Source organism: Candidatus Obscuribacterales bacterium (genome assembly GCA_019744775.1).
In the GTDB taxonomy this organism is placed as follows: Bacteria; Cyanobacteriota; Vampirovibrionia; order Obscuribacterales; family Obscuribacteraceae; genus SBAT01.
Genome location: JAIETZ010000001.1, coordinates 115,260 through 141,855, shown reverse-complemented (window position 1 = coordinate 141,855; position 26,596 = coordinate 115,260). Strand labels below are relative to the sequence as shown.

Annotated in this window: 20 protein-coding genes; 11 read left to right on the top strand and 9 right to left on the bottom strand. The window is 46.8% G+C overall.

The window, feature by feature from the left end; translation table 11 throughout:
• The first annotated feature begins 1 nt into the window (after nucleotide 1).
• The 4 genes from K2Y22_00565 to K2Y22_00550 all read left to right on the top strand — a co-directional run bounded on the left by K2Y22_00565 (nucleotide 2) and on the right by K2Y22_00550 (nucleotide 4,038).
• Nucleotides 2-2,203 carry a glutamine synthetase III gene (locus K2Y22_00565; protein ID MBX9876926.1) on the top strand — a complete coding sequence of 734 codons (2,202 nt, stop codon included), beginning with the start codon at nucleotides 2-4 and terminating at the stop codon, nucleotides 2,201-2,203.
• Between the two features lie 165 nt (nucleotides 2,204-2,368).
• The gene (locus tag K2Y22_00560) at nucleotides 2,369-2,521 is read left to right on the top strand and encodes a hypothetical protein (protein ID MBX9876925.1); all 153 of its coding nucleotides are present in this window, start codon (nucleotides 2,369-2,371) and stop codon (nucleotides 2,519-2,521) included.
• 15 nt (nucleotides 2,522-2,536) lie between these two features.
• Nucleotides 2,537-3,565 (top strand): galactose mutarotase, encoded by a 1,029-nt coding sequence (locus K2Y22_00555; GenBank protein MBX9876924.1) that lies wholly within the window; start codon nucleotides 2,537-2,539, stop codon nucleotides 3,563-3,565.
• Between the two features lie 119 nt (nucleotides 3,566-3,684).
• Complete coding sequence (locus K2Y22_00550) at nucleotides 3,685-4,038, top strand: hypothetical protein (GenBank protein MBX9876923.1); 354 nt, start codon at nucleotides 3,685-3,687, stop codon at nucleotides 4,036-4,038.
• Nucleotides 4,039-4,044: 6 nt separating this feature from the next.
• On the opposite strand, the gene K2Y22_00545 is transcribed toward K2Y22_00550, so the two are convergent.
• On the bottom strand, nucleotides 4,045-5,556 hold the full coding sequence (locus K2Y22_00545; GenBank protein ID MBX9876922.1) for a lipase maturation factor family protein: 1,512 nt from the start codon (nucleotides 5,554-5,556) through the stop codon (nucleotides 4,045-4,047).
• A 124-nt stretch (nucleotides 5,557-5,680) separates the two neighbouring features.
• On the opposite strand from K2Y22_00545, the gene K2Y22_00540 reads away from it, so the two are divergent.
• The gene (locus tag K2Y22_00540) at nucleotides 5,681-6,688 is read left to right on the top strand and encodes a M20/M25/M40 family metallo-hydrolase (GenBank protein ID MBX9876921.1); all 1,008 of its coding nucleotides are present in this window, start codon (nucleotides 5,681-5,683) and stop codon (nucleotides 6,686-6,688) included.
• A 1-nt stretch (nucleotide 6,689) separates the two neighbouring features.
• Here K2Y22_00540 and typA read toward each other — a convergent pair whose 3' ends face one another.
• A complete protein-coding gene (gene typA / locus K2Y22_00535; GenBank protein MBX9876920.1) occupies nucleotides 6,690-8,507 on the bottom strand; it encodes a translational GTPase TypA in 1,818 nt (605 codons plus the stop codon).
• Nucleotides 8,508-8,608: 101 nt separating this feature from the next.
• Between typA and rsgA the strand changes: the two genes are divergently transcribed.
• Both rsgA and K2Y22_00525 read left to right on the top strand, forming a co-directional pair.
• The gene (gene rsgA / locus K2Y22_00530) at nucleotides 8,609-9,691 is read left to right on the top strand and encodes a ribosome small subunit-dependent GTPase A (protein MBX9876919.1); all 1,083 of its coding nucleotides are present in this window, start codon (nucleotides 8,609-8,611) and stop codon (nucleotides 9,689-9,691) included.
• Between the two features lie 12 nt (nucleotides 9,692-9,703).
• Entirely contained in the window at nucleotides 9,704-11,086 is a 1,383-nt protein-coding gene (locus tag K2Y22_00525) for a beta-glucosidase (protein ID MBX9876918.1), read from the top strand.
• Here the strand turns inward: K2Y22_00525 and panC are convergent.
• The 6 genes from panC to K2Y22_00495 all read right to left on the bottom strand — a co-directional run bounded on the left by panC (nucleotide 11,058) and on the right by K2Y22_00495 (nucleotide 20,192).
• Nucleotides 11,058-11,903 carry a pantoate--beta-alanine ligase gene (gene panC, locus K2Y22_00520; protein MBX9876917.1) on the bottom strand — a complete coding sequence of 282 codons (846 nt, stop codon included), beginning with the start codon at nucleotides 11,901-11,903 and terminating at the stop codon, nucleotides 11,058-11,060. The genes K2Y22_00525 and panC overlap by 29 nt on opposite strands.
• An 11-nt stretch (nucleotides 11,904-11,914) precedes the next feature.
• Nucleotides 11,915-12,793 (bottom strand): 3-methyl-2-oxobutanoate hydroxymethyltransferase, encoded by an 879-nt coding sequence (gene panB, locus K2Y22_00515; GenBank protein ID MBX9876916.1) that lies wholly within the window; start codon nucleotides 12,791-12,793, stop codon nucleotides 11,915-11,917.
• A gap of 18 nt (nucleotides 12,794-12,811) precedes the next feature.
• Nucleotides 12,812-13,459, bottom strand: coding sequence for a matrixin family metalloprotease (locus K2Y22_00510; GenBank protein MBX9876915.1), 648 nt, complete (start codon nucleotides 13,457-13,459; stop codon nucleotides 12,812-12,814).
• The gene (locus K2Y22_00505; protein MBX9876914.1) at nucleotides 13,460-17,848 is read right to left on the bottom strand and encodes a tetratricopeptide repeat protein; all 4,389 of its coding nucleotides are present in this window, start codon (nucleotides 17,846-17,848) and stop codon (nucleotides 13,460-13,462) included.
• A gap of 218 nt (nucleotides 17,849-18,066) precedes the next feature.
• A complete protein-coding gene (gene raiA, locus K2Y22_00500) occupies nucleotides 18,067-18,651 on the bottom strand; it encodes a ribosome-associated translation inhibitor RaiA (GenBank protein MBX9876913.1) in 585 nt (194 codons plus the stop codon).
• A gap of 206 nt (nucleotides 18,652-18,857) precedes the next feature.
• Nucleotides 18,858-20,192, bottom strand: a complete 1,335-nt coding sequence (locus tag K2Y22_00495) for a hypothetical protein (GenBank protein MBX9876912.1) — start codon at nucleotides 20,190-20,192, stop codon at nucleotides 18,858-18,860.
• A gap of 117 nt (nucleotides 20,193-20,309) precedes the next feature.
• On the opposite strand from K2Y22_00495, the gene K2Y22_00490 reads away from it, so the two are divergent.
• From K2Y22_00490 to thpR, 4 genes are all read left to right on the top strand, one after another.
• Complete coding sequence (locus K2Y22_00490; protein MBX9876911.1) at nucleotides 20,310-21,980, top strand: NAD+ synthase; 1,671 nt, start codon at nucleotides 20,310-20,312, stop codon at nucleotides 21,978-21,980.
• Nucleotides 21,981-22,072: 92 nt separating this feature from the next.
• Nucleotides 22,073-22,567 (top strand): hypothetical protein, encoded by a 495-nt coding sequence (locus tag K2Y22_00485; GenBank protein ID MBX9876910.1) that lies wholly within the window; start codon nucleotides 22,073-22,075, stop codon nucleotides 22,565-22,567.
• An 18-nt stretch (nucleotides 22,568-22,585) separates the two neighbouring features.
• Complete coding sequence (locus K2Y22_00480) at nucleotides 22,586-24,766, top strand: enoyl-CoA hydratase/isomerase family protein (GenBank protein ID MBX9876909.1); 2,181 nt, start codon at nucleotides 22,586-22,588, stop codon at nucleotides 24,764-24,766.
• Nucleotides 24,756-25,355: an RNA 2',3'-cyclic phosphodiesterase gene (gene thpR / locus K2Y22_00475; protein ID MBX9876908.1), complete on the top strand. Its 600-nt coding sequence runs from the start codon at nucleotides 24,756-24,758 to the stop codon at nucleotides 25,353-25,355. The genes K2Y22_00480 and thpR overlap by 11 nt, the downstream gene beginning before the upstream one ends.
• Here thpR and K2Y22_00470 read toward each other — a convergent pair.
• Complete coding sequence (locus K2Y22_00470) at nucleotides 25,338-26,579, bottom strand: peptidoglycan recognition protein family protein (GenBank protein ID MBX9876907.1); 1,242 nt, start codon at nucleotides 26,577-26,579, stop codon at nucleotides 25,338-25,340. The genes thpR and K2Y22_00470 overlap by 18 nt on opposite strands.
• Nucleotides 26,580-26,596 lie beyond the last annotated feature (17 nt).

Here is a 26,596-nt window from a genome sequence, read left to right as displayed (position 1 = left end):
AATGAAAGGCGCAGCTCTTCGTAAGCAAGCAATTCAGAATATGCACAGCAGGAACCTCATTCGTAATTCTTTTGAAAAGCCGGCGGCAAACGTCGCTGAAATGTTTGGCGTTAATGTATTTAATCGCCAAGCAATGCGAGCCCTTCTACCTAAAGCAGCGTTTCGTACCTTGATGAAGACGCTCGAGGAAGGTGAACCGCTCGATCCATCTCTTGCCGACATTGTTGCTAATGCCATGAAGGACTGGGCAATCGGACGCGGGGCTTCTCATTACACTCACTGGTTTCAACCAATGACCGGATTGACTGCCGAAAAGCATGATTCATTTTTGGTATCGGCAGGTGATGACGGCGCGATTCTAGAATTTTCCGGAAAAACTCTTATTCAAGGTGAGCCGGATGCCTCGAGCTTCCCTTCAGGTGGAATTCGCTCAACCTTTGAAGCTAGAGGCTACACAGGTTGGGATCCGACTAGCCCTGCTTTCTTAATGGAAAGCACAATGGGCAAGACTCTTTGTATTCCAACGGTATTCTGTGCCTACAGTGGTCACGCTTTGGACAAAAAGACGCCGCTTTTACGTTCACTTGATGCCATCAATAAGCAAGCTATGCGTTTGCTGCGCGCTTTAGGCAATAAACAATCCAAGCGGGTTACTTGCACGGTTGGTGCTGAGCAGGAATATTTCCTGATTGATGAATCGTTTTATCTATTGCGCCCTGATTTGATTAATGCCGGACGTGCACTTTTTGGTGCCAAGCCGCCAAAAGGTCAGGAAATGGAAGACCACTATTGGGGTTCTATTAAAGAGCGCGTTTTGGCCTTCATGATGGATGCCGAAGCTGAGCTTTATAAATTAGGTGTTCCAGTCAAAACAAGACACAACGAAGTTGCTCCTGCGCAATTTGAAGTGGCTCCTGTTTTTGAAGGAGCAAATATTGCCATCGACCACAACATGCTTCTGATGGAAGTCTTCCGTAAGATGGCACAGAAGCATGGTTTGCGCTGTCTTTTCCACGAGAAGCCTTTTTCTGGTGTTAACGGTAGCGGTAAGCACAACAACTGGTCTTTAGCCGATGATTTGGGCAACAATCTCTTGGAGCCTGGTCATACACCGCATGAAAATACGCAATTCCTTTGTGTGTTGACGGCAATTTTAAGAGCGCTGGATAAATACGGCGGTCTTCTGCGTGCTAGCATCGCTTCAGCCGGTAACGATCATCGTCTGGGTGCTAACGAAGCGCCTCCGGCAATTCTAAGTGTTTATCTTGGTGACACATTGAATGCCATTATCGAAGGATTGATATCCGGTAATGGTGGGTCGGGAGCCAAAGGTGTTCGCAATATCGAAATAGGCGTTACTACTCTGCCTTCATTGCCGAGAGATGCCTCCGATCGCAATCGCACATCACCGTTTGCTTTCACCGGCAATAAGTTCGAATTCCGTGCTGTTGGTTCCAGTCAGTCATTAGCATTTCCCAACACGGTTTTAAACACAATCGTTGCTGATTCGTTGCACTATCTTGCCGCCAAGATTGAAGAAGGCGTAAAGGGTGGACGCCCACTCAACGATGTTGTTCAGGAAGTTGTGCAAAAGACACTTACCGAGCACAAGCGCATCATCTTCAATGGCGACAATTACAGCGAAGAATGGCATAAGGAAGCAGCCAAGCGTGGACTGCCAAATCTGCATAACACTATTGAGGCTTTGCCGCGTTTTGTGGATAAGGAAACCAAAGAACTCTTCAAGGCACATTCAGTGCTCAATGAAGAAGAATTGGTCAGCCGCTATAACATTCAGCTTGAGTCGTATTGCAAGACGGTCAACATCGAAGCATTGCTCACAAGCAATATCGCAACGACGATGATTATGCCGGCAGCAATTGCTTATCAAACGCAGCTTGCCGGAGCAGTTATCGCTACGAAAAACGTCCTTAGCAATGTAGATATCAGTGGTCAAACCAGGATGCTTGAAGATTTGACTCACAAGATATCGCAATTGAAGGCGGCCATTGATACTTTGGACAAGCTCAACAAGAAAGACGAGAAAGCACATTCGGATCTTTTCGATCACGCTAAGTTTTACGAATCAAAAGTGATACCGGCGATGAATGAAGTGAGATCAATAGCGGATGACCTTGAGTCAGTAGTTGACGATTCACTATGGCCTCTGCCGAAATTCCGAGAGATGCTCTACATCTACTGAGGAAAATTGGACAATTTTAGACACCAGAATCACTAAATGCAGTGATTCTGGTGTCTTGTTCCTTGAAAAGTTTTACTAGGATTTCCCTGTTTGGGAATATCGGCGCAAACAGGCGCAGCGACCCACTCTTAGAAATTCGTCACAAAAAGTTGCTAGTACAAACCGATGAGCCAAAAGTTGAAGATCCGACTAGATCATCCTGTGCCTGCCGCTGAAGCTGGGAAGAAACTGGAAGGCGTGCTTGCGAAGAAAGGAGACATGCCGCAAGCCGCCGTAGCAATTCGTCAAGAAGCCGGACGTGATAATCTATTCCGCTGATGCGGAGCCACCTAATTGATAACTCGCGATAAACAAATCGTAAAGGGTTTAACTGTAGACGTGCTGTCACTAATAAATGACAGCGGCATGTCTGCAAAGATTTTTTCTTACGGCGCAACATTAGCTGAGTTGCATGTTCCCGATCGCTTTGGAAATAGTGCCAATGTGGTTCTTGGATTTGATAATCCGGAGCCATATTTTGCAGAACACCCATACTTTGGTTGCATCATTGGACCTGTCGCCAATCGTATTGCCGGAGCGCAGTTTGAACATGATGGTGTCCGTTACCGCCTTGACGCCAATGACGGCAAAAATACTCTCCATGGCGGTGGAGCAGGGCTGAATCGAAAAAATTGGCGGATTATTTCAATGAAGGATGACTCCGAGCCGGCAGTAACTCTAAGCGGAGAGAGTCCACATCTGGAAGGCGGCTTTCCTGGTACGTTGGTGGTGGAAGTTACCTATGCTTTGACGTCCGACAATCAATTGCGAATCGAATACCGAGCGACAACGGATGTAGCGACGCCTGTAAATTTGACTCATCACAGTTATTTCAATCTTAATGGTGCAGGATGCGGTGACATCTTAGATCATGAGCTGACGGTCAATGCTGATGAATACACGGTTATCGGACGCGACGCTATTCCTACTGGTGAAATTAGGTCAGTCGATGCCACTCCTTTTGATTTTGTCCAGCCGGAACTCATAGGCGCGCGAATTGGACAGACCGACAATGGCTATGACCATAATTATGTGCTCAATAAGACCGATTCTGTCTCCATGGCTGCCCGTGTCTATCACAAAGACTCAGGTAGGCTGATGGAGATGTGGACGACTGAGCCGGGCTTGCAGTTTTACTCAGGCAATTATCTGGACGGTTCAATAGAAGGCAATGGCGGTGCCTACGGTAAGCACGCGGGGTTTTGCCTTGAGGCGCAGCACTTTCCCGACGCAGTCAATCAGCCAGGTTTTCCATCGATTATTCTGCAGCCGCAAAAATCTTATCGGCAATTGACTGTCTATCGATTCACTTGCGTTAGATAAAATCAGAAGCATTGTAAAGATGCGCTGCTTTGGTGGGTTTTACCGCTTGGGGCTGCCAAGATGTTGGTAAATCATAGCCAGGGGGTTTAACTCTCTGGTTGATTACGTAAGGAGGAATCATGAAGAACAGTGCATTGCGTCTAGGCGCAGCCACCTTAGCAGTTATTTCAGGCTTACTATTTACCGTACCGGCAAACGCGCAGTTAATTGCGCCGAACTGGCCTGTACCAACATCACCTTATGAGCAAGCGGCGCTTGCTTTGCAGCGTAAAGTATTTGAGCACTATCAAGCAGGCTATTTGAGCGACCTTGAATTTGCTATGTACAACGAAGAAATCTTCTGTGCAATGGATGCCTGTATGTGGAGGCGCATGAGAAATGTTTCTGATGCAATCAACAACAGACGCACGATGAAGAAACTTAAGCTCATTGAAGATCAATACAACTTCTCGACGCAATTGAGACGTAAGTAGTCGACTTCAATTACTGCCTAAAGTAGCAACCGGAAAATAAACACCTTTGGCGACGCGGTGCCACCAGGCGCCCGTCGCTTTTTGTTCGTCAAAACCAGTGAAGCGATAGTCGAAAGTCATCGCTCTTATGTAATGAGGGGGTTTGTCGGGAAAAGGATTTGTTTTAAGTAGTGCGAGAACATCAGGTTGTCCATCCAACAACCGTCTGACAAACGCCATAAACCATGGATTACTGCCGTAATCCGAAAGTGCGGCAAACCACATTTGCCAATCCAGCCTGGGTTGATACGGCGCCACGATAGGCGGCGCGCACTTTACATTACCTGGTTTGAAGTAAAACTCGTATTCCTTCCAGACATTGCCGTCTTCGCTGCCTTCGATGATTATCTCCGGGCGAGATGTGGTCATGATGGCAAATAGTCCGTATCGATTGAAAAATTGGTATGGTGCTGACAAAGCCAGGATTTCGTTAGCTTGTTCTCGTAAATAACCAAACGGAGAAACAGAACGCGTGAAGTGGCACAGTACTATGACCATCAAGAGACCCAGGCAAACATAGGATGCTGCGCGCTGAGTCTTTTTAGGACCCCTGGTGTTATCAAACTGCTGCGTCTGCTTTCTTATACTTGCCGGCATTAACCTTGATATTGCGGCATCATCCAGCAGAGAGAAAATGAGCACAACTGTCAGTAAATTGAAAAAAGCGTAATTTCCGGTTGATGCAATTAAAAACTGCAAGAAAAACATAAGTCCGGCGGCTATTAGTCGAAACCGATAAGGTGCAAATACAAGCAGAGGCACAAGAAGCTCTTCGAAGAAGACGAAACCACAAGAAAATTGTTGAAACCAAAGTGGTAATTGATTGCCGAACCAAGCTAAAGGCGTGGGTAATGGTTGTGTTTGGTAGTGATAGGTAAGTGCAGTTAAGTTCTGCCAAGTCTGGTCACCGCTGGCTAATTTGCACAGTCCGGACTCAAATAGCAACCGAAATAATAGAAGTCGTATGAGAAATAAGATGATTCTTGGTGGCTGTCCAAACGCACCTTCTTTGCCGCGGATTTTCCAGGGGAATTCATACCATTGCCAGGGCGCAAAGAAGATGGACAGGAATCCTGTCTCCAGAAGCAGGATATCCCACTGGAACATGAGAAAATCGCCGCCGATTGTCATAATGGAAAGGTAGAATAGCCAGCACAATGCTAACGCCGGTGCGGTGAAAAATCCAAGCGTGACAAGCAATGCCGCTAACGCGCCTATAAGTGGTATCAGTTGCAGTGCCGTGTCGCTGCTATTGATCCAAGCAACTGTCGGTAATTGCCAAAAGGTAACTCCGGCTTTTCCGGCAGTTTCCATAAGTATATGAGCCGGCAGTATTCCGTTGGAACCAATGAGCCCTTTCATCTGAACGCAAAGGGATAGGAAAGCGACAATATAAACAATTCCCAGCATGCGCAAAAATAGCCAGCGCATCAAAGCGTAGGATTCGGTTGCTTTTACTATCCTGCCGTCTCCTGACATCAAGTTTTCCCTTGTCAAATTTACTAAGATTATAGGTGCTGCTCTTAATCCTGTATATTTAGTTCGGTACGGGCGTTCAACATTGTTTGAGATTCGCCCACGATGCTCACTATTGAGGTCTGATATGCGCTCGTTGGCGGTTTTTGCAATAACACTGGTGGCTGTAGCAGGTTTGACAGTGTTTGTTTTTATTAGGTACATGACCGATTTGCCGGGTAAATGTTATACGGGCAAATTTTTGCCGCTCAGTCAGCAAGAAGAACAAATTTCCGCCGACCTGCAAAAGCACATAACTTATCTTGCCGGTGATATTGGTGAGCGTAATATTTCGACCGCTGACTCATTGAAAAAGACTGTTATTTATATCGACAAACAACTCGAGTCGTATGGTTATAAGACAAAAATACAAGAGTTTCTCACTGACGGAAAACTAATGGTCAACTTGGAAGCGGAGATTCTAGGTGATCGCTATCCCAAGGAAATTATTGTCCTCGGCTCGCATTACGATAGCGTGCCCAACTGTCCAGGCGCCAACGACAATGCCTCAGGTGTTGCCGGCAATTTGGAAATTGCTCGCTTGTTAGCCAAGCAAAAATCCGATCGTACAATTCGATTTGTGTTTTTCCCAAATGAAGAGAATCCTTATTGGGGAACAGACAATATGGGCAGCAAAGTCTATGCTGACCGCGCAGGCGATGCCAATGAAAATATCATAGCCATGTTGTCCCTGGAGACAATGGGTTATTTCTCCGATGAACCAGGCAGTCAACGTTATCCACGTCCATTTGATCTGTTGTATCCAAACACAGGCAACTTCATAGGAATTGTCGGCGACCTGAATTCACGCCCTCTTGTACACAAATGCGTGGGAGTTTTTAGACAGACAACATCATTCCCTATAGATGGCGGAGCCATCTATGACAAGGTGCCGGGAGTTGGTTGGTCAGATCACAAACCATTCTGGGACCAAGGCTACAGAGCTGTGATGGTGACGGACACTGCACCATTTCGTTATCCTGATTACCATAAACCAACAGATACACCGGACAAAATAAACTATCCAGCACTTTCCCGCATCACACTTGGATTAAGCAAGGTAGTGCAAGATATCTCGCGTTCGGGCGTTGAATAAACTACCTTCTCGGTAGTTCGCGCTTTCTCATGCGGATGGACTTCGGTGTAATTTCTACGAGTTCATCAGATTCGATGTACTCGAGGCATTTCTCGAGTCCCATTTCCATTGGCGCTTGTAGGGTGACGAGTACGTCACTATTGGCACTACGCATGTTGGTCAATTTCTTTGCCTTGCAGACATTGATATCGAGATCTTGCGGGCGTGTGCTTTCACCGACGATCATTCCGCCGTATACGCGAATTCCTGGAGTGATGAAGAATACGCCGCGATCTTCAGCGCCGCCTAAAGCATAAGCTGTGGTGTCACCGGTTTCCCAGGCAACAAGAACGCCGTTGCGTTGACGAGCAATATCGCCAACCCATGGACGGTATTCCAAGAAAGCGTGGTTCATAACGCCGTTGCCTTTGGTTAAGCGCAAGAATAGGCTGCGGAAACCAATTAAGCCGCGTGTCGGCACGACGAATTCCAGAAGTGCCTGGTTGCGGTCGACGTGCATGTTTTGCAATTCGGCTTTTCGAGTACCTAAAGCTTCCATTGTTGGTCCCAGGAAGTCTTCCGGTACGTCAATCATAAGGCGCTCGAATGGCTCGTGATCAACATCTTCAATCTTGCGAACGATAACTTCCGGACGTGATACTTGGAATTCGTATCCTTCGCGACGCATTGTTTCAATCAAGATGCCCAAATGCAATTCACCGCGACCGCTGACCATAAATGTATCGGTGTCTTCGGTGTCTTCCACGCGCAAGCTTACGTTTGTCTCGAGCTCACGATAGAGGCGCTCTTTTACTTGCCTTGATGTGACGAATTTTCCTTCTTGTCCGGCAAATGGGCTGTCATTGACCATGAAAGCCATTTTCATTGTCGGTTCGTCTACTTTGATGCGCACAAGGGCTGAGGGCTCGGCAGCCGAAGCAATTGTGTCGCCTACGTTGCAGCCGGCAAAACCGGATAAGGCGACAATTTGTCCAGCTGAGGCTTTTTGAATTTCCAGGCGCTTCAGTCCGTGGAAGCCGAAGAGTTTGCTGACTTTACCTTTTACTTGTGTGCCGTCTTCCTTCATAAGGACGACTTGCTCACCATCCGATACGGTGCCGTTGTAGACACGACCGACAGCAATACGACCCAAGTAATCACTATAGTCCAAAATTGTTACTTGCATTTGCAATGGCTCATCCGGATTGCCTGTTGGCGGTGGGCAATGCTCAACCATCAAATCCAATAATGGACGAAGATCAACACCTTCATCTTCTACATGCTTTTTGGCAAAGCCTTTGACACCGGAGGCGAATACATAAGGGAAGTCGAGTTGTTTATCATCTGCACCTAGCTCGATGAAAAGATCGAATACTTTGTTGACGGCAATATGCGGATCAATGTTTGGACGATCTATTTTGTTAATTACAACGATAGGACGCAGTCCGCGCTCAAGTGCTTTGCGCAATACGAAACGTGTCTGCGGCATCGGACCTTCGCCTGCATCGACTACGAGCAATGCCGAGTCCACCATACCGAGAATACGCTCAACTTCGCCACCGAAGTCGGCGTGTCCAGGCGTGTCCACGATATTGATATCGAAATCTTTGTATTTAACGGCTGTGTTTTTAGCCAAAATAGTGATGCCGCGCTCGCGCTCCAGGTCATTGGAGTCCATGACGCAGTCGACTACTTCTTGATTCTCGCGAAAGACGCCTGTTTGGCGCAAGAAGCCGTCCACAAGGGTTGTCTTGCCGTGGTCGACGTGGGCAATGATTGCCACGTTACGAATGTGGCTGACAGTGCTTTGGGAGTTGGTTTTTAGTTTTTCGCTTTCCATGGTTGCCGTAGTCATCTTTGCCGAATGTCCTAATTATATGGTGGGAGAATCTCTTTTTAGCTGTATCCTAGAAGCGTAGCCTAATTGGACTGGGAGGTCTATTGAGTCAGCCGCTTGAAGGGGTAGTATTACGAGGCCATGCCGGTGGTTGGCTGGTCTATGTGGACTTACTTGCTTCAACGTTTGTGTGCCAGGCCAGGGGCAGGCTGAAGAAAGAGAAGACTTCAATAATCACAGGCGATCGGGTAGAACTCGATGAAGTCTCGACTGCAAACGGCACCGCAGTAATCGTGGCGGTCAGGAAAAGGCACAACGTGCTAACCCGCCCGCCATTGGCTAATGTGGACCAGGTTGTAATTGTACAGTCATTGTCTCCCCGTGAGTGGAGCCTTCACCTATGTGATCGCTATCTAGTGCATTTCCAGCTGGAGCTGCCGAAGTGCATGCCTGTACTGTGCCTGAATAAGGCGGATTTGCTGCCAAAAACAGAGATCGAACCTTTACAAAAAATTTATGAGGAATTGGGTTATACGGTAATAATTACCTCCGCTATGACCTCAAATGGACTGAAGGACTTGATGAAGTGCCTGGAAGGCAAGATTTCAGTCATAAGCGGTCCTTCGGGCGTGGGTAAGTCCAGCCTGCTCAATGTTTTGCATCCGGGATTGAAACTCAAAGTTGATGAGCGTGAGGAAGAGACCGGCTTTGGGCGCCATGTGACCACATGTAGTGAGTTGTATTCAGTTGAGTTAGGCAGAAAGGGAGAGGCTACCTGGATAGCTGATACGCCTGGTTTTAGTGTCTATGACTTGCGTTATCCGGAGCCTGTGCAGGTGGGCAAAGAATTTCCTGAAATAAAAGAGCTGGCAGAAGACTGCAAATTCTCTAATTGTTTGCATCTGGTTGAGCACGAATGCAATGTCCTTTCCAATATGGACAAAGTCAACGAAAAGCGATATGAAAGTTACGCACAAGTGGTGGCTGAGGCGCAGCATGAAAAGAGGCAGCGCAAGGACACTTCAACCAAGGTAGAAGCGGCAGTCAAAAAAGTCGGCGGCAAAGAAGGAAAAGGCGTAGCTGTTCCACGTTTGTCGCAAAGATATAGAGAAACATCCAGACGTAAAATCCGCCAAGACTTAGTCCAGATTGATGTCGACGATGACGAAGACATCGAAGATACGTAAAAGGAGAATCAAATGAACTCAACGCAACTAAGCTTCCCACCACATTTCCTTTGGGGAGCAGCAACTGCGTCCTATCAAATTGAAGGTGCCTGGAACGAAGGCGGAAAAGGCGAGTCCATTTGGGATAGATTCAGTCATACTCCCGGCAAAGTGCGTGATGGAGACACAGGCGACATTGCTTGCGATCACTATCATCGTTTTGCTGAAGACATTAAGCTCATGCGTGATATGGGCATCAAGGCTTATCGCTTTTCCATTTCTTGGCCGCGTGTGATACCAAATGGTTCCGGTCCTGTTAATTGGGTTGGACTCGATTTCTATGATCGCGTAGTTGACGCATTGTTGGTCGCCGGAATTGAACCGTGGGTCACTTTGTACCACTGGGATCTACCGCAAGCACTGCAAGACAAAGGCGGTTGGACTAATAGAGATGTATTAGGTTACTTCGCGGATTATGCTGCATGCATGACACGTCGCCTCGGAGATCGCGTTCATAACTGGATGACTATCAACGAACCATGGGTGATTTCCTTCCTGGGTAATAACACAGGTGAACACGCTCCTGGTATTAAGGACGAGAAGATTACATTGCAGGTTGCACACAATCTTATGGTTGGACATGGCATGGCTGTACAAGCAATTCGTGCCGATCAACCAAAATCCAAAGTGGGGATTGTGTTTAGTTTGTCTCCTGCAGAAGCTGAGACACATTCACCTGGTGATATGAGAGCTGCTCAAATGTCTTGGGAAACAGGCAGTGGTTGGTTCCTTGATCCAATTTTGAAAGCTCATTACCCGACAGGTGCCTGGAGCGCATACGGAGCTAATGTGCCTGATGTGAAGCCGGGAGATTTTGCGCTGACCTCGCAGAAACTGGACTTTGTCGGAGTCAATTATTACTTCCGCACATTGGTCAATGAAAAAGGAAACGTCGAACAAATAAAGGGCTCCGAATACACTGAAATGGGTTGGGAAGTACACGCACCATCGTTGCGTGGCTTGCTCAATCGCATGAAATCGGAATATCAATTACCCCCTGTCTATATCACTGAAAACGGCGCTGCCTTTAAAGACGAAGTCTCCGCAGACGGACAAGTGCACGACCCACGTCGTCTCAATTTCATCAAAGATCACCTGACTGCAGTACGCGACGCTATCAACGACGGAGTCGATGTACGCGGTTATTTCGTCTGGTCATTGATGGACAACTTCGAATGGGCGCATGGCTTCTCCAAGCGCTTCGGTGTCACACATGTCGACTACAAAACACTTAAGCGCACAGTAAAAGACAGCGGCAAGTGGTATGCGAAAGTAATTAAAGCCAATGCCATAGTTGATGCAGCGCAATTAGCGACTGTCAAAGAGACTAGTCCCGCACGATCAGATTATCGATAAGTCGTACTTTGCCAAGTTTTGCTGCGACAAGTATGACCATTGGTAGGCGTGCTTCTTCGAGTTCAGCAAGCGTATCAGCATCGCATGCTTCCAGATATTGTAATTCCGTCCCTGGAAGCTGCCGTATAATTTCGCGGTAGCGAGCCAGTGAGTATTTGAGTGACACGCCCTTGCTTAATGTCTCATCGCGTACTTTACAGAGGATGTTGTACAACTCGGGTGCTAGAAATCTTTGTTCTTCTGTTAAATAGACGTTGCGGGAGCTCAGTGCTAACCCATCTTCGGCTCGATGGGTTGGTACGCCGACAATTTTTACAGGGACGTTCAAATCAGCTACCATTTTACGAATGACCATCAGCTGCTGATAGTCTTTTTCGCCGAAATAGGCTACGGTTGGCTCAACCATGTTGAACAATTTCAAAACAACTGTGGCGATACCAGTGAAGTGTCCAGGACGAAATGTACCGCACAGCTTTGATGTAAGTGCTGTCGGTGGCACGACTTTGGTTGTTTCGCCACCTCCAGGCGTGTACATTTGTTCAACTGACGGGTGAAACACAAGGTCAACGTTTTCGCTGCGACAAAGTTCAAGATCCTTTTCCAGTGGGCGCGGATACTTGTTCAAGTCTTCCAAGGGTCCAAACTGTAATGGATTGACGAAGATGGAAACAATTACGGATTCGCATTCTTGTCTGGCGCGGCGCACCAGTGACATATGTCCCTCGTGCAAGGCACCCATTGTCGGCACGAAGCCCACGCGCCCGGATTTGCCGTGTCTCCATTTCTTTAGGTCGTTGACTGTTTCAACTAATTGCATAGTAGCTTGCATTAAATGCTCGGCCACGTTGGTAGTGTTGATGCGTTGAGCAATTCAAGCAATTCGTCTTCTTCGGATTTAGCTAGAGAAAACGACTCTTCATCACTTGGAAAAGTTTGATTCATTACATCATTTGCGTAGTTGGCAACTGCTTGCTGGCTGTCTTTGGAGAATTCCGCATAGCGTCTGACAAAACGTGGATGGAAATCGGTGTATTTTCCAAGTAAATCGTCAGTGACAAGAATTTGCCCATCGCAAGCATTACCGGCACCAATTCCCACAGTTGGTATAGTCAGCTTTTCTGTAATAAGCTTTGCCACAAATGCAGGCACCATTTCCAGCACAAGACTAAATACACCCGCATCTTGCAATGCCACAGCATCTTTCATTAGCTTTACTGCTTCTTCGGCCTTCTTGCCTTGCACTCGTGTTCCGCCCAATCCATGAATTGATTGTGGCGTAAACCCTAGATGTCCCATCACAGGAATACCCATACCAACTAGGCGGGTGATAATTTCTATGTTTAACTCAGTAGCCCCTTCCAACTTAACGGCTTGAGCTTCAGCTTCTTTAATAAATCGTCCGGCATTCGTAATTGCCTGGGTTAAGTCCACTTGGTAGCTCATAAAAGGGAGGTCAGCCACGACAAATGCGTTTTCGACACCCCTAGTTACAGCTTTGGTGTGATGAAGCATTTCTTCGACAGTTACGGCATGCGTTGTCTTATGTCCCAGAGCCACCATTGCCAGGCTGTCGCCGACCAGAATCAAGTCTACGCCTGCCTGATCGAGCATTTTGGCTGTTGAATAGTCGTAGGCGGTCAGAGCCACAATTTTGCGACCAGACTGCTTATATTTTTGAAGCGTATGGGTCGAGACTGCCTTTTTCATGGGCCAATAATACCAGTTCTAATCTAAAGTGCTATACAACTTTTGAATTGTGTGAACATCCCTCTGAGATAGATTTGGCTTAACCTTAAAAGCATTGTTAAACCGGAACATCATGTCCTTGCTGTTAGCCGAGTGAATATCAATCCCTAGCGCATGTCCTATTTCGTGGAGACAGGTACATTTCATCTCCGCGTCTGTGACGACAGCGCCGTCGTTAGCCCGTCTCGTCGGAAGTTTTATACGCACTTTGAGCAAGACTATATTGCCGACACCGGCTTCATCGAATTCCTCATAAATGCTTGAGCCGGCATTTGGCTTTCCTGCAGGTAAATTGATACCGTCATTCCAGGTTTTGGTCCAAGTGCAAATAATATCCGCTTCTTTTTCAGTTGCCGCGCGAACAAAACTTAGCTTGCCTCCGCTGGCATCACTCCAGGAATAAAATGAACTGATTAATATATCTCTGAATTGTGAACGATAGCCTGAGACAGATGAACCGTCTTCCAGATAGATCTTAATCGGCAATTTCTTTTTCGGCCAGCGCATGAGCCATCCATCAGATGACAAAAGATCAAAGTAGTCTGTTTTTGCTGGTGTCAAAGGCTCTTTTGCATAAACACTTGTGCAAAAGAGCAGGACTAAACAAGCAAGAGACCAATGTCTCACTTACTTCACCGAAGCTAGTTGCTTGATTCTTTCTTTGGCATCAGCTGAGTTTTGTCCAGTTGGTGCAACTTGCACATATTTTCTGTATTCGCCTACGGCTAAGGCCGGTTGATTCAACGCTTCGTAAATTGAACCCATGTAATAGTAGGCTTCAACTTGCTTGGGATCCATCTGCAAGGCTTTCTTGTACTCGGCAAGAGCTTTGGCATAGTCATTCTTGCCTTGGTAGGCAGTAGCCAAACTGAAGTGTGAGCTACCGTCTTCGTAGAAGGAAATTGCCTTCAAATAATCAGCGATTGCACCGTCTAAGTCATTACCAGTTGTTTGTTTTTCGTATGCTGATTTGATAAATGGATCAGCCTTCAATTGTTTGACTTGTGTCAAATACTGACGATAGCTGGCTTCCTTGGGATTCAGCTGTATGGCTTTGGTGTAGGCATTTATAGCTTCATCCAAGTCTCCTTTTGCCTGATACGCAGTTGCCATGCTGTACCAAACGGAAGCATCATTAGCATCGACTGTCAGAGCTTTCTTGTACTCAGCAATAGCTTCGTCGAGTTTGCCGTCTATTTGTAATTGGACGGCGTGATCGAAAGAGGCTCTAGCTTCTCCGGCTTTTGCCTTCTCACTTGATGTTTGCATGCGTTGGACAGCAGTTGGATTGGCTGTCAGTGCTTTTACTCTTTCACGGGCGTATTGAGCTGAATTGCCGTTAGGAGCAAGTTGCAAATACTTTTGATATTCCTGAATAGCTTTTGGTCCTTGGTTGAAGTTCTCGTCCAGTGAAGCTAAGTAGAACCAAGAATCCGCTTCGCCTTTAGCATCTAGATCAACGGCTTTTTGATAGGCGCTGCGTGCTTGTGAGAAATTGTCTATTGCTGAATATGCTCCGGCCAAGTTGCTCCAGGTACGAGGGGCGTTTGGTGTAATTGCCAAGGCTTTGTTGTAGAGTTCAATAGCACCGGCAAAGTCACCGGCAGTATGTTTTGCAATTGCTTCATCTGTAATAGAACCAGCCTTGCCGGCCTTAAGTGATAACACTAGGTCGGAATATTGTTTTTCCTTTGGATTCAGTGCAGACGCTTTAGCATATGCTTCTGCTGCACCGTCTATGTCGCCTTTGCCCTGATATGCTGTTCCCATGCTGTACCAATAAGAAGCTTCGTTTGGCTGCACAGCAATCGCTTCTTTGTACTTGGCGATGGCTTCATCAAACTTGGATGCTTGTTGCAATTGAATCGCATCCTGGTAGGCGGTTCCTGCCGTTGCTAGCTGCTGTCTTTCTTTTGATGTGGCAAGTTTTTCGACTTTGGTTGGATCAAGTGACAAGGCTTTGATACGAGCTTGAGCAAGAGCGACGTTGCTGCCGTGAGGCGCAGCGGTAACGTATCTTTGATATTCTGTTAGTGCTTTTTGTCCCTGACCGAAGTGTTCATCAAGAGCAGCTAAGTAAAAGAAGCTTTCGACTTCTCCTTTTGGATTAAGTTCAACTGCCTTGGAATAGGCGCCGCGTGCACCGCCGAAGTCATCACTTGCCTGCAGGGCTCCTGCGTAGTTGGACCACGTGTGAGCGTCGTTAGGAGTGGCTTCCAACGCTTTCTTGTAGGACTCGATAGCTCCGGTAAAGTCTCCTGCCGTATGTTTCTTTTCGGCGTCTTCAATAAATGGTTGAGCTTTTAGTGCTATGGCTGCTGAGAGGGCTTGTTTGTAATCAGTATTCTTCGAATCAAGACTAATTGCTTTCTCGTACCACATTACTGCTTGCGGTAAGTCACCTTTTGCTTGATAGAGCGTACCAAAAGAATAGGCATAGCCGGCGTCTCGTGGTGCTAGTTCTACGACCTTTTTGTATAACGGTAAAGCCTCGTCATATTTGCCGGCTTGTTGCAGGCTCAAGGCTTGATCGTAAGATTCGCTCACCTGCTTGAGAGTATCCTTCTCGCCTGAGGTGAGCAGCTTTTCAGTAGCGCCAAGATTTGCCGTCAATGCTTGTATGCGCTTTCTTGCTGGTTCGACATTAGCTCCAACTGGAGCTTCTGTTGTGTATTTCTTATAGGTGGCGAGAGCTTCTGCCCCTTGTTTATAGTGCTCGTGAATTGCGGCAATTAGATAGACATCTTCCACCTCACCTTTTGGATCCAATTGAATAGCTTTTTGGTAAGCATCGCGTGCCCTAAAGAAATCATCGGAAGCTTGATAAGCAGCACCTAAGTTGGTCCAGATGTTTGCATTGTTTGGAACAATCAATAGCGCTTGGCGATAGAGATCAATTGCCGCTGTAAATTCATTAGCTTTGAATTTCTGATAAGCCTGGTCAACCAGGGGTTGTGCTTTTAGAGCAAAGGCATGCTCCAACAAAGTCTTGAACGCAGAATTTTTAGGATCAATGGTGCCTGCTTGTTGATAATATTTAATTGCTTCGTCAATGTCACCTTTCTCTTGATACATTGAGCCTAAGCCGGAGACATATGCTGCTTCTTTTGGTTGCAATTGAATTGCCTTTTGAAACAGTGTTTGGGCTTCGTCAAAATTCTTTTGTTTAGTTAGATCAACAGCTTTTTGATAAGCCTCCTCGGCATCTTTGATCATAGCCAGTTCGCGCTCGCCTTTGATCTTTACCGTGTCTTGAATATTTGCCGACAAAGCCTTCATGCGTTCTTTCGCTAGGGTGGCAAATTGACCCGTTGGATGCTCTGCGGCATATTTGCGATATGCTGCTAAAGCCAAGGCGCCGGCACCCAAGTGTTCGTCAATGATGGCGATACGATAGGCGTTGTCTGCCTGTCCGACTGGATCTAGTTCAAGAGCTTTTTTGTAAGACTCTTTGGCAGCAGGGTAGTCTTCAAAAGCGTATTGCGCGCCGGCAAGGTTGTACCACCACGGGGCGTTTTTCGGGCGAATGGTTATAGCTTGATTGTATAGTTCGATTGCCCCTCTGTAGTCTTTTGCCGTGTGCTTTTTCTCTGCAGCTTCTTCGATTGGCAGCGCTTTCAATTCAAGAGCGGTTTCCAAAGCCTTTTTGTAGTCGTCGTTTTTGGAATCGAAATTCATTGCTTGCTTGTATTCAGCAATGGCTTGATCTATGTCTTTTTTTGCTTGATACGTTGCACCAAGGTTAAAGTGCGCGACAGGATCTTTTGGGTTGATGCGCAGCAACGCTTCGTATCTGTTGATAGCTTCATCGTATTTACCGGCTTTGTACAAGTCGAGTGCTTCTTTAACATCGTTGGCTATCTTCTTGCGCTGCAATTGTTCCTGCGCTGCCTTTAAGCCTTGTTGTGCCGGCACGCTATTGGGATCAATAGCCATAGCCTTGTTATAGGCTTCCGTTGCTTTCTCAAAATCTTCTCTTGCTTGATAAACAGTACCGATGTTGACGTAGACATTGGCATTGCGTGGATCCATTTCCAAGGCTCGTTTGTATTCTTCAAGTGCCTGGTCATAGAGTTGTCGTGTCTGTAAGTCCACTCCGGCGTTTATGTGTTTCTGCAGAGCTGCGCGCTTTTTGGCTGAATCCAATTCGCCCAACAAGCGATTTGCCAGAGCATTCTGTTTGTCAAAACGCAAAGCTTGCTGATATTCGGCCGCAGCCTGATCAAAATCGCCACGGTACTGCAAAGCTTGACCCAAGCCGATGTGGTTGGATGCAGACATAGGATCCGCTCTAAGTGCTTCTTCCCATCCAGTGACTAATGCATCTAAGACATCCGGATCATCCGGTTTTAAGCGCAGTGCTTTGTCGTAAGCGGCAAGAGCACTAGGTAAGTCTTTTTTAGCCTGAAAAGCTTGCCCAAGTTTTACTTGTACATCGGCGCTGTCTCCCGAGCGTGAAGCATTCTGATAGGCTTGCACGGATCTATCTGAATCTCCCAGTACCCGATAGGTATCGCCCAGTTTGGAGTAAACTTTGGGATTTGCTTGAATGCGTGCGGCAGCTTCAAATTCAACAGCTGCACCTTGGAAGTCTCCGGCAAGGCGCGCGGCATCACCTAGAGCTTCTCTATCTTTTGCCGAGTTAGGGTTTTTGTTCAAATATCCGATAATACCGTCCAGGTTATTCATAGACGTTGAATTTCCCGGTGACAGGTAAAGTGCTTTGTGAAAGAGCTTAATTGCTTCTTTTGGATTGCTCATCAAAGACAAACCGTAATTGTTATAAGCAATAGCCAGGTTTTCCTTGGCTTTGCTGTAGTCCTTGTCTATCTTGAGAGCTTCTTCAAACTTTTGAATCGCCAACTGGTAGTTGTTGTTATTAAGGGCGCGCACTCCCTCGTTGTTCAATTCGACCAGGCGTGGGTCGCTGGCGGCGAAAACCATTGGACTTGTGGATAAGGGTCCAGCTAAAAGTAAGCTTGCCGAAATTGCCAGCAATAGAATTCGTTTGTGCATGAGTCTTGCTTTCGGGGGATTGCCTTTGACGTCCGTACTTCCGATATGCCCCAATAATGGATTTTAGCCATAATATTTCTGCTGAAAACCATATTGTTTCAGAATATAGATCGCAAGAAAATGTTCCTGATAATTTTTATCAGGCTCTGAATTATGGCATTAACCGTGCCCTATTTATCTAGGGTTATTCCTAACTGTGCTTTAGGATTAGCCCCTGGTTACGCTTTAGGTTCAATCAGCCCGTAATTTTTGTCACGACGGTGATATACCGTGTTTACGTGACCGGTATCGGAGTTGATGAACATAAAAAAGTCGTGTCCCAGAAGGTCCATCTGGCTGCATGCCTCTTCCGGAGACATCGGCTTAAGTGGAAACTTCTTAGAGCGGACAATGCGAGGTTTTATCTCCTCAAAAGCAATTTCCTTTTTCACTACTTCGTCGTTGTCCGGCAAGCCGGAGACATCGTTTTCTTCGTGAATTTCGGTATCGCGAATCTTGTTGCCTTTATGGTAGTAGCGGGTCTTGAACTTACGCAATTGACGCTCAATCTTGTCGGCGACAAGGTCAATTGAGGCGTACATATTTTCGGTGGACTCTTGTCCTCTAATTATTGAACCGTTTACTTTGATTGTGATTTCAGCTGTTTGGTTATCCGGGATGGATGGATTTTTTGCCACACTTAAAAGTGCTGTTACATCCAGCGGGTGATCAAAGTGCTTCTGAGCTCTGCCCAGTTTGTCCTTTAAATAGTCCTTTAGTGCATTTGTTAGTTCGATATTTCTTCCGGTGACCGTGACTTCCATCGTCACACCTCCAGTCTTCTTTTTGTGGGGAGGATATAAAACAGAGATATGTCAATAAACAAAAATAGTCTGTCCTGGAGTTTTCCATAGGCAGACTCGATTTGTTTATGGCTCTCATACTTCCAATCTACCCCCTGATAGAGGCTTTTTACCAGCAAGTGTCTTCGATTGTTGACTTATATTTCCGACTTATTTTGCCTTGGAAATTAAGGCCTGCGGGCAGCCTTGAGCCCTGAACGGGCCTCGACAACCATTTGGGCGGCATCTAAATAATTGATTGGTTTAAGAATGCCTGCGGCTTGAGCTGGTTGGGTGAAAATGCTGTCCAAACGTTTGGGCGCCTTTTTTGGCTGGTTGGTAATAGCAGTACCCTGGGCGGCTGCCCTAAAGTTCTGTTCAACTGCCATAGCTAAAAGTGCATATGCCTCTCGCGGGTAAACAGGCTGGCTTAAAAACTCAGGCGTCGGCATGGCGGCAAATGATCCGGGCAGGTGTCCTATTTTCTTGAGGAATTGATAGGCATCAAAGCCTGATTGCACCGACTCTGCGCCTGCAAACATGTGCAGTCTTGTTACAACTAATTTGTAGAAATCAGACCGCGAAATAGGCAGCGTCGGGTCTGAATTAAACGGCTCGACAATAGATGCTGAAGTTTTTAGTGACTTAAGACACTTGAGGCGGAAACGTGTATTTGGCTGGATGTAATCAGTGTATTTGTGAAGCGCCAGGAGTTGATCATCTGTAACCTTCTGGTTGGGATAAAGACTGGCGCTGGTGGCTTCGGCTGCCTGGCAACCTTTGAGGAATTGCAGAATTTGCTGCAAATCAGTGCCCATGCCGTCGCCAATCATATGAATATCAACATCGGAGCGACCGCTCAACTGACGAATTTTGGCGATGCTGTTGATTGCATATGTATATGGATCAACTGTATTCATTTTGCCGGACCAATAAGTCATAGGCGCAATTACATTGAAGTTATTGGCGATTGTTTTCCAGGGAGTGATACCGGCTTGTTGCGCTCTATTTAAAGGGCTGTAGACAATAGCCACTATGGGATAGTCATGTCCTAAAGCCTGACGAATTCGTTGTACATATGTCTCTATGTTTGCGGAGCTGACATTAGACTCCATGTCGGCACCAACAGCATCAATTCTTTGACCGCTTGGTGTCACAAAGTTGGCTACATAAATAAGTTTGTCGGCATCCGTGATAGGGCTGTGTAACTCGGAAAACGACCAGGCGATTACTCGAATATTGTTTTTGTGACAGGCATCGATAATGGCGGCAAATTTTGACGGCTCACGAAGAGCTTCGGTATTGCTGCGCGAAGTCTGAATGAAGTAGTTGCGCACACCATGAGCATGTAAATGGGCAAAATAACCGTCCACATCGCCGTCGGGATAATTCCAAAGATTAACCCAAAGCCCGGCTCCCGATGCCAGTCCGGGTGCCTTAATCGGCTCAGCCAGGACTGGTAAAAACATCGTCAAAAACGAGATGTAAGCTGCCACGACTGGTAGCAGGAAGATTTTCTTCATCTATTGTTGGTCTCCAGCCGCAGGTGCCAATAAATCCATTATAGTCATGAGGAGCCAGGAGACAAGTTTCCCGGTTCTTGGAAACTTCATTCCCAAATTCCTGTTTACAATAACGACATGAAGATAGCCCTAGCCCAAATTAACCCCACCGTCGGTGACATCAGCGGCAACGTTGAAAAGATCATCTCCTTTGGGCACCAGGCAAAACTTAAGGGTGCCGACTTGGTCATTTTTCCTGAGTTGGCAATTACCGGCTATCCGCCGAAAGACCTCCTTTTAAAATCCAACTTTATTAAGTCCAATCTGGAAGGGCTCAAACGTATTGCTGAGGAATTGGCCGACATCGCCGTTCTTGTTGGATTTGTTGATCCCAATCCCGGTAACGGGCGTCCTGTTCATAATGCTTGTGCTTTTATCAAAGAAGGCAGAGTCAAGTGCGTGCAACACAAGTCTTTGCTTCCTACATATGATGTTTTTGACGAAGACAGATATTTCGAGCCGGCATCTAAATATTGCACGTGTGAAATTGAAGGCAAAAAAATGGCCATGTCCATTTGCGAAGACATCTGGAACTACCGCGAGCTGTTTCCCAAACCACGTTACTTAATAGATCCAATTGAAAAGGTCTGTCAGGAAAAACCGGAATTGTTGGTCAACATTTCCGCTTCGCCGTTTACGGCCGGCAAAGAACACATCCGTCACGAATTGGTGCGCGCGCAAGCTATGCGCTGGGGAATTCCTGTTGTTTATGTCAATCAAGTCGGCGGCAATGATGAACTCATTTTTGATGGTCGTTCGATTGTTGTTAATGCCGATGGTGATTTGATCGCGCGCGCGGCTGCTTTTGAAGAAGACTTATTGCTGGTCGATATTGGCGCGGGCAAAAGTGAAATAAAAGATTCTCCGGAAGATAAGACGGTCAATATTTACAAAGCGCTTGTTCTGGGGACTGCTGATTACATGCGCAAGTGCGGATTTAAAAAAGCCGTTATTGGCTTGTCCGGCGGCATTGATTCGGCGGTAACGGCAGCAATTGCTGCTGCTGCAATCGGACCGCAGAATATTCTTGGCGTTGCTATGCCGTCTCCGTATTCCTCCGAGCATAGCGTAAGTGATGCACGTGATCTGGCGATGAATCTGGGAATTGAATTTCAAACTATCCCAATTGCTGAGCCAATGACTGCGTTCGACAAAATCATGCAGCCAACCTTTGCGCAGACGAAAAAGGATGTGACGGAAGAAAATATTCAAGCACGAATTAGGGGCATGATTCTCATGTCTATCTCGAATAAATTTGGTTATCTAGTTTTAACAACAGGCAATAAGTCAGAACTTGCTGTTGGTTATTGCACTTTGTATGGCGATATGTGCGGTGGCTTGGCGGTCATTTCCGATTTGCCGAAAATGATGGTTTATGATGTCGCGCGCTACATAAATGAAGCAGCCAATAAGGAAATCATTCCTCTGTCCACCATCGAGAAGCCGCCTTCTGCCGAATTGCGGCCCGGACAATTGGACCAGGATTCCTTGCCACCATATGTGGTGTTAGATGGCATTATCAACGCCTATGTTGAACAGAAGCGCAGCATCGAGGAAATAGTCAAATTGGGCTACAAAGAAGAAGTAGTTCTCGATGTTGTCAATCGAATAAACGGCAATGAGTACAAGCGTAACCAAGCAGCGCCTGGCTTAAAGGTTACAGCACAGTCATTTGGCTCCGGTTGGCGCATGCCCATTGCCCAAAGATTTCGTGAAGTTTGTATGTTGCCCGCTGATCCTCAGAAGTGAGGCAAGAGCTGCGATGAGCAGGGTGAAGGCTAAAGCCGAAACCGGAACAATATGGAATCTGATAAAATTCCCCAATCGAGACAGAGGTGCCAATGGGCAGACAAGATGACGAAATTCAGCGCAAGCTGAACGAACTGGAAGCCTCCCTGGATTATTCAACCAATGAAGACGAGGCTAAGACGGTTTTGAAAGTGCCGGAAAGCACTCAGTTGAGTACCACAGGCATTGGCTCTGAATTAAACATTTTTATTGGTTTGGGTCTACTGCTGACCAGTGTTTTGATGTTTTTCAATCATGTCAAGGTGGGATCGGGCTGGTTGTCCTGGTTGGGTTTTGGCGGACAAGGGTTTGGGCTTGTAGTAATTCCCCTGCTCATTGGTTTGGGACTAATTTTCTACAACTCAAAATCAAAGGTCGGTTGGATAGTCACTGCTGCAAGTTGTGCATTGATATTCTTTGCTGTGCTGTCTCAATTGGTAATGACTTTCCCGACTATAAGTTTCTTGGGGTTGATCATGATGCTTTTGCCGCTGGCATTAGGAGTGGCAATGTTGATGAAGGGCTTGTCCGCGAAATCGGATAAGTAGCAGGAGTTCTGTTTTTAAATGACGCAAGGTAAATCAGTGACGCAAGTTAGGCAGCAAGTAACCCTGACTAAGAAAAAATCCGGCGTGGCAATTCTTTTGTTGGATTGTCCTGGACGTTCAAATGTTTTGAACGCATCTGTGCTGGAAGAGTTGGAAGCTGCCGTTGATCATGCTGCCGCTGATGATGATATAAAAGCGGTTGTCTTTATGTCCGGCAAAGCCGATACATTTTTGTCGGGTGCCGATCTTGGCGAAGTGCGCCGGTTTGCAGATGCTGCAGCAGCAATGAAGCTTTGCCGTATGGGTCAAGCCATGTTGAACAAGTCCAGGAATTTGCAAAAACCACTGGTTGCTGCGATCAATGGTGCTTGCTTGGGTGGCGGCGTTGAGCTTATCTTGAGCTCCCACAAACGCATAGCAACCAATGATCAAATCACAGTATTTGCCATGCCCGAAGTGCGTCTTGGCCTTATCCCAGGCTTGGGTGGTACGCAGCGTTTGTCTCGGTTGCTTGGACCAAAAACAGCTTTAGAAGTCATTCTCGGCAGTGAGCCATTTGATTCCAGTCGTGCGTTGGAAATTGGCTTGATTGACGAAATTGTTGCTAGTGATGAGCTTATGGCTCGCGGTGAAGAGTTGGCTCTTGAGTTGGCCGGTGGCGGACTAAATGCATTGAAGCCGTTAGTTGCCAAAACAGAAGAATTGCCGGCTGATTATAATGCCGACAAAGTAAAAACCTTATTTGCTATAACCGAACGCTCATTGCGTATTACTACAAAAGGGCATTATCCAGCACCTCCAAAAGCTGTCGAGGTAATGAAGGACGGCTTAGCGCAAGGGATGGCGGCTGGGCTGGAGATGGAAGCAAAAGCATTTGCCGAGTTATGTACCAGTGAGACTACGCATAATTTGATGTCCATTATGCTTGCAGCAGAATTTTATAAAGCAAGCGCTTTGTCCCAATCGAAGAAGTCTGCGCTTCCTCCTATCGCCACTGTTGGTGTAGTCGGCAGCGGTACTATGGGCACGGCAATTGCAGAATTGGCTTATGCACATGGCTATGATGTTAGCCTTAAAGGCCGCGATCAAAGTCGTGTTGATGAATCTGTCGAGAAAATCAAAGCGTCACAAGCACGAAAAAGAGAGCGTGCGACAAATACAAGCGCGCATGAAGGCAAATTGCGCGGCACGGTCAATTCGCAGGACTTGGCCCTTTGTGACCTGATCATAGAAGCCAGTCTTGAAGATGTTGAAGTAAAGAAAGCTGTTTTCCAAGACGTTCTGAAAGTTGTCTCGGACAAGTGTGTATTAGCTACCAATACATCGGCACTGTCGGTTGCTTCGACAATACCCCCAGCAGCTGATGCCAGCAGATTTATAGGCTTGCACTTCTTCCAGCCTGTCGATCGCATGCAGCTGGTTGAAGTCGTCTCACACCCGCAAGCAAATAAAGATGCTGTCAGTGCGGCCTCAACATTTGTCGCTGGTTTGGGCAAGATACCGCTTTCCGTAAAAGACACACCAGGATTTCTAGCAAATAGAATTCTTGGAACATACCTTGAAGAAGTGGCTCGCTTTACGCAGGAAAATGTTCCGCTCAATTGGATCGATGAAGCAGCATTGGCATTTGGAATGCCAATTGCACCGTTTGAATTGTTGGATGAAATTGGTTGGTATTTAGTAATTGCTATTGCTGATGCACTTCATGCCGGACTGGGTGAGCGCATGACTCCACCTCCGAAAATGTATGATTCAGTGAAGGCTGGTTTGCGCAGCAAGCGCGATGGAATCGGCATATTTGTCTGGGATGAATCAGGCAGGAAGAAAGGCTACAACCCTGATCTTGAGCGCAATTTCAAAGTTGTAATATCGCCCGATAAAGTTTCTCCGGAAAAATGCTTGGAACTTCAAGAGCGTCTAATTCTGCCGATGATCGATGAAGCAGCGCGTTGCCTGGAAGAAAAAATTGTTTTGCGCGCTCGCGAGGTTGATGTGGCAACCGTCTTTGGTTTGGGCTTCCCCCCATTTAGAGGTGGGCTATTGCGTTATGCCGACAAAGTTGGTTTGCCGTATGTAAGAGATCGATTGCAAGAAATCTACGCCAGTACATTTGGCAAACGCTCTGTCAGCCAGTACATTCATAAGCTTGTCGCTGAAGATCGCGGCTTCTACGGCCGCGTCGGTGCCGATGAGTCCTGAGAACAAGACAAGGCGTCTGTTTGTCGGGACTTATTTAAGTCCTGCTCAGCAAGAAGTTTTAGGATATCTTTCAGAACGCAAGGCTGAACTAGAGAAGCAATGGCATTGTCGTGCACGTATCGTAAAACCAATTAAGTTGCATTTGACTTGGCTGTTTCTCGGCGATGTTGAAGGCAAACTGGACGAGATCACGGCTAAGCTTCAATCAACGGTGTCGAAGTTCAGCAAGCTTTCAATAAACTTTGATCAGGTAGAATTTTGGCCCTCTGCTAAGCGCCCGCGCATGGTTGTGATGACACCGAGTGTAATTCCCGATCGAGTAATGGAAATTGCCGCTGAGATTCAAACACAATTAAAGCCCTATGTGAGCAAACCTGGACATCGTGAGTATCGTCCCCACATAACTCTTGCTAGGCTGGAGCGTGAGTCGGTAAAAGCTAATGCAGTCGAATTGCCCGATTGGCTTGTTTCAAAATGCGTTCCTTTGACACAGCAAATTGAAAAGATAGAATTGATTGAAAGTGAACTTGGATGCGGAGGCGACGAATACGCATCGCTTCTGAGTTTCGAGTTAGGGTATGCCGAATAGAGGATGCCCCGGCGTCGGCGCTTGTTGCGTGTTGTTGGGGACAGAATTATTCTGCACAGCGTTGCTATTTGCTGGTTTCACTTCTTTGACTAAACCGCCGCCATCAGCTTCCATGCCCGTTGCGCATTGCTGGATGACGTCGCCTTCCATGTTAAGAATATCGGGATCAACCTCAATCGGTCCGCGCAGTGTGGACGCCGAAACTGGTGGCAATAACGGGCCTGGAATAGGTGCGTTAGAAGGTTGCGTTGGTTTCTGGCTGCTGGTTGGAATGGGTAGCATTTTTTCGAGGTGTTGATAAATGGGTGCTCCCGGCACGTTCTGGTTCCACCACTTACCGGCTTCGTCTACCATTTCATTCATCTTAGCTACAACTGCCTGTCTTCTAAAACCGGCTTTGTCGCGTAAGAAGCGATCCCAATCAAATGCCACTGGGTCTGTATGGTCGCCTTGCTGAGCGTAACGGTGAGTAATGACGTTTTCGTCTGTGACTTTGTAGCGATCTTGTAAGTACGAAACCAAACGAATGACAGATGCTTTCTGCTCCGGTGTGTAAGTCTGTGCTCCGGTGTGCACCATTTCAATCCCGATGCTGTTGTCGTTGTTTATTCCCGGTAAAGTCTTAAATATGTTGACGTGTACTGTTGCTAAATCCGGATCAACTGCTTGGTATATCATGCCATCACGATCGACGACATATTGCGCTCCGGCGTGTCGGCGTCCGACAGAACTCCAGCTATCAATGACGCGCTTTCCGCCCATTGGAATTCCGGTTTCGGTTGAATGTATAACTACATATTTAACAGCTTCGCGTCTATAGAAAATTCCGCCGCGCAGAGGATAGTGTTCGACCAACTCGGCTCTGACTAAACTGCGAGCTGGAAACTTCTCTGCGGTACCGGCTAGAAATGCATAACGAATCTTTTGCTTGAGTGCATCATCGACAGGTGTGTGATCAAAATGCGGTGCGCTCCAGAGAAACATGGTTATCGGGTATGCGTAGCGCACTTTAGGAGTGGCAATTACATGCCGCTTGCGACCCTGTTTGCCTCTGCTTCTTGTTCTGCTGCGACTGCCGGCAACTGCAACTGTGCGTTTTTTCTTGCCGCTGTACATGGTGACGGTATGTTTGGTTTTTGAACGGCTGGACTTACTCTGCACGCGAGCATCAGCAGAATCAGTTGACACGTAAAGGCAGGCGAGCACAACCATTGTTATCGACATAAAGATAACTATTGGTT

What these genes read in the sequence shown, in the direction of transcription:
- K2Y22_00565 (MBX9876926.1), top strand. Translation starts at nt 2, where the DNA reads ATGAAAGGCGCAGCTCTTCGTAAGCAAGCAATTCAGAATATGCACAGC.
- K2Y22_00560 (MBX9876925.1), top strand. Translation starts at nt 2,369, where the DNA reads ATGAGCCAAAAGTTGAAGATCCGACTAGATCATCCTGTGCCTGCCGCT.
- K2Y22_00550 (MBX9876923.1), top strand. Translation starts at nt 3,685, where the DNA reads ATGAAGAACAGTGCATTGCGTCTAGGCGCAGCCACCTTAGCAGTTATT.
- K2Y22_00545 (MBX9876922.1), bottom strand. Translation starts at nt 5,556, where the DNA reads ATGTCAGGAGACGGCAGGATAGTAAAAGCAACCGAATCCTACGCTTTG.
- K2Y22_00540 (MBX9876921.1), top strand. Translation starts at nt 5,681, where the DNA reads ATGCGCTCGTTGGCGGTTTTTGCAATAACACTGGTGGCTGTAGCAGGT.
- typA (MBX9876920.1), bottom strand. Translation starts at nt 8,507, where the DNA reads ATGGAAAGCGAAAAACTAAAAACCAACTCCCAAAGCACTGTCAGCCAC.
- K2Y22_00525 (MBX9876918.1), top strand. Translation starts at nt 9,704, where the DNA reads ATGAACTCAACGCAACTAAGCTTCCCACCACATTTCCTTTGGGGAGCA.
- panC (MBX9876917.1), bottom strand. Translation starts at nt 11,903, where the DNA reads ATGCAATTAGTTGAAACAGTCAACGACCTAAAGAAATGGAGACACGGC.
- panB (MBX9876916.1), bottom strand. Translation starts at nt 12,793, where the DNA reads ATGAAAAAGGCAGTCTCGACCCATACGCTTCAAAAATATAAGCAGTCT.
- K2Y22_00505 (MBX9876914.1), bottom strand. Translation starts at nt 17,848, where the DNA reads ATGCACAAACGAATTCTATTGCTGGCAATTTCGGCAAGCTTACTTTTA.
- raiA (MBX9876913.1), bottom strand. Translation starts at nt 18,651, where the DNA reads ATGGAAGTCACGGTCACCGGAAGAAATATCGAACTAACAAATGCACTA.
- K2Y22_00495 (MBX9876912.1), bottom strand. Translation starts at nt 20,192, where the DNA reads ATGAAGAAAATCTTCCTGCTACCAGTCGTGGCAGCTTACATCTCGTTT.
- K2Y22_00490 (MBX9876911.1), top strand. Translation starts at nt 20,310, where the DNA reads ATGAAGATAGCCCTAGCCCAAATTAACCCCACCGTCGGTGACATCAGC.
- K2Y22_00485 (MBX9876910.1), top strand. Translation starts at nt 22,073, where the DNA reads ATGGGCAGACAAGATGACGAAATTCAGCGCAAGCTGAACGAACTGGAA.
- K2Y22_00480 (MBX9876909.1), top strand. Translation starts at nt 22,586, where the DNA reads ATGACGCAAGGTAAATCAGTGACGCAAGTTAGGCAGCAAGTAACCCTG.
- thpR (MBX9876908.1), top strand. Translation starts at nt 24,756, where the DNA reads ATGAGTCCTGAGAACAAGACAAGGCGTCTGTTTGTCGGGACTTATTTA.
- K2Y22_00470 (MBX9876907.1), bottom strand. Translation starts at nt 26,579, where the DNA reads ATGTCGATAACAATGGTTGTGCTCGCCTGCCTTTACGTGTCAACTGAT.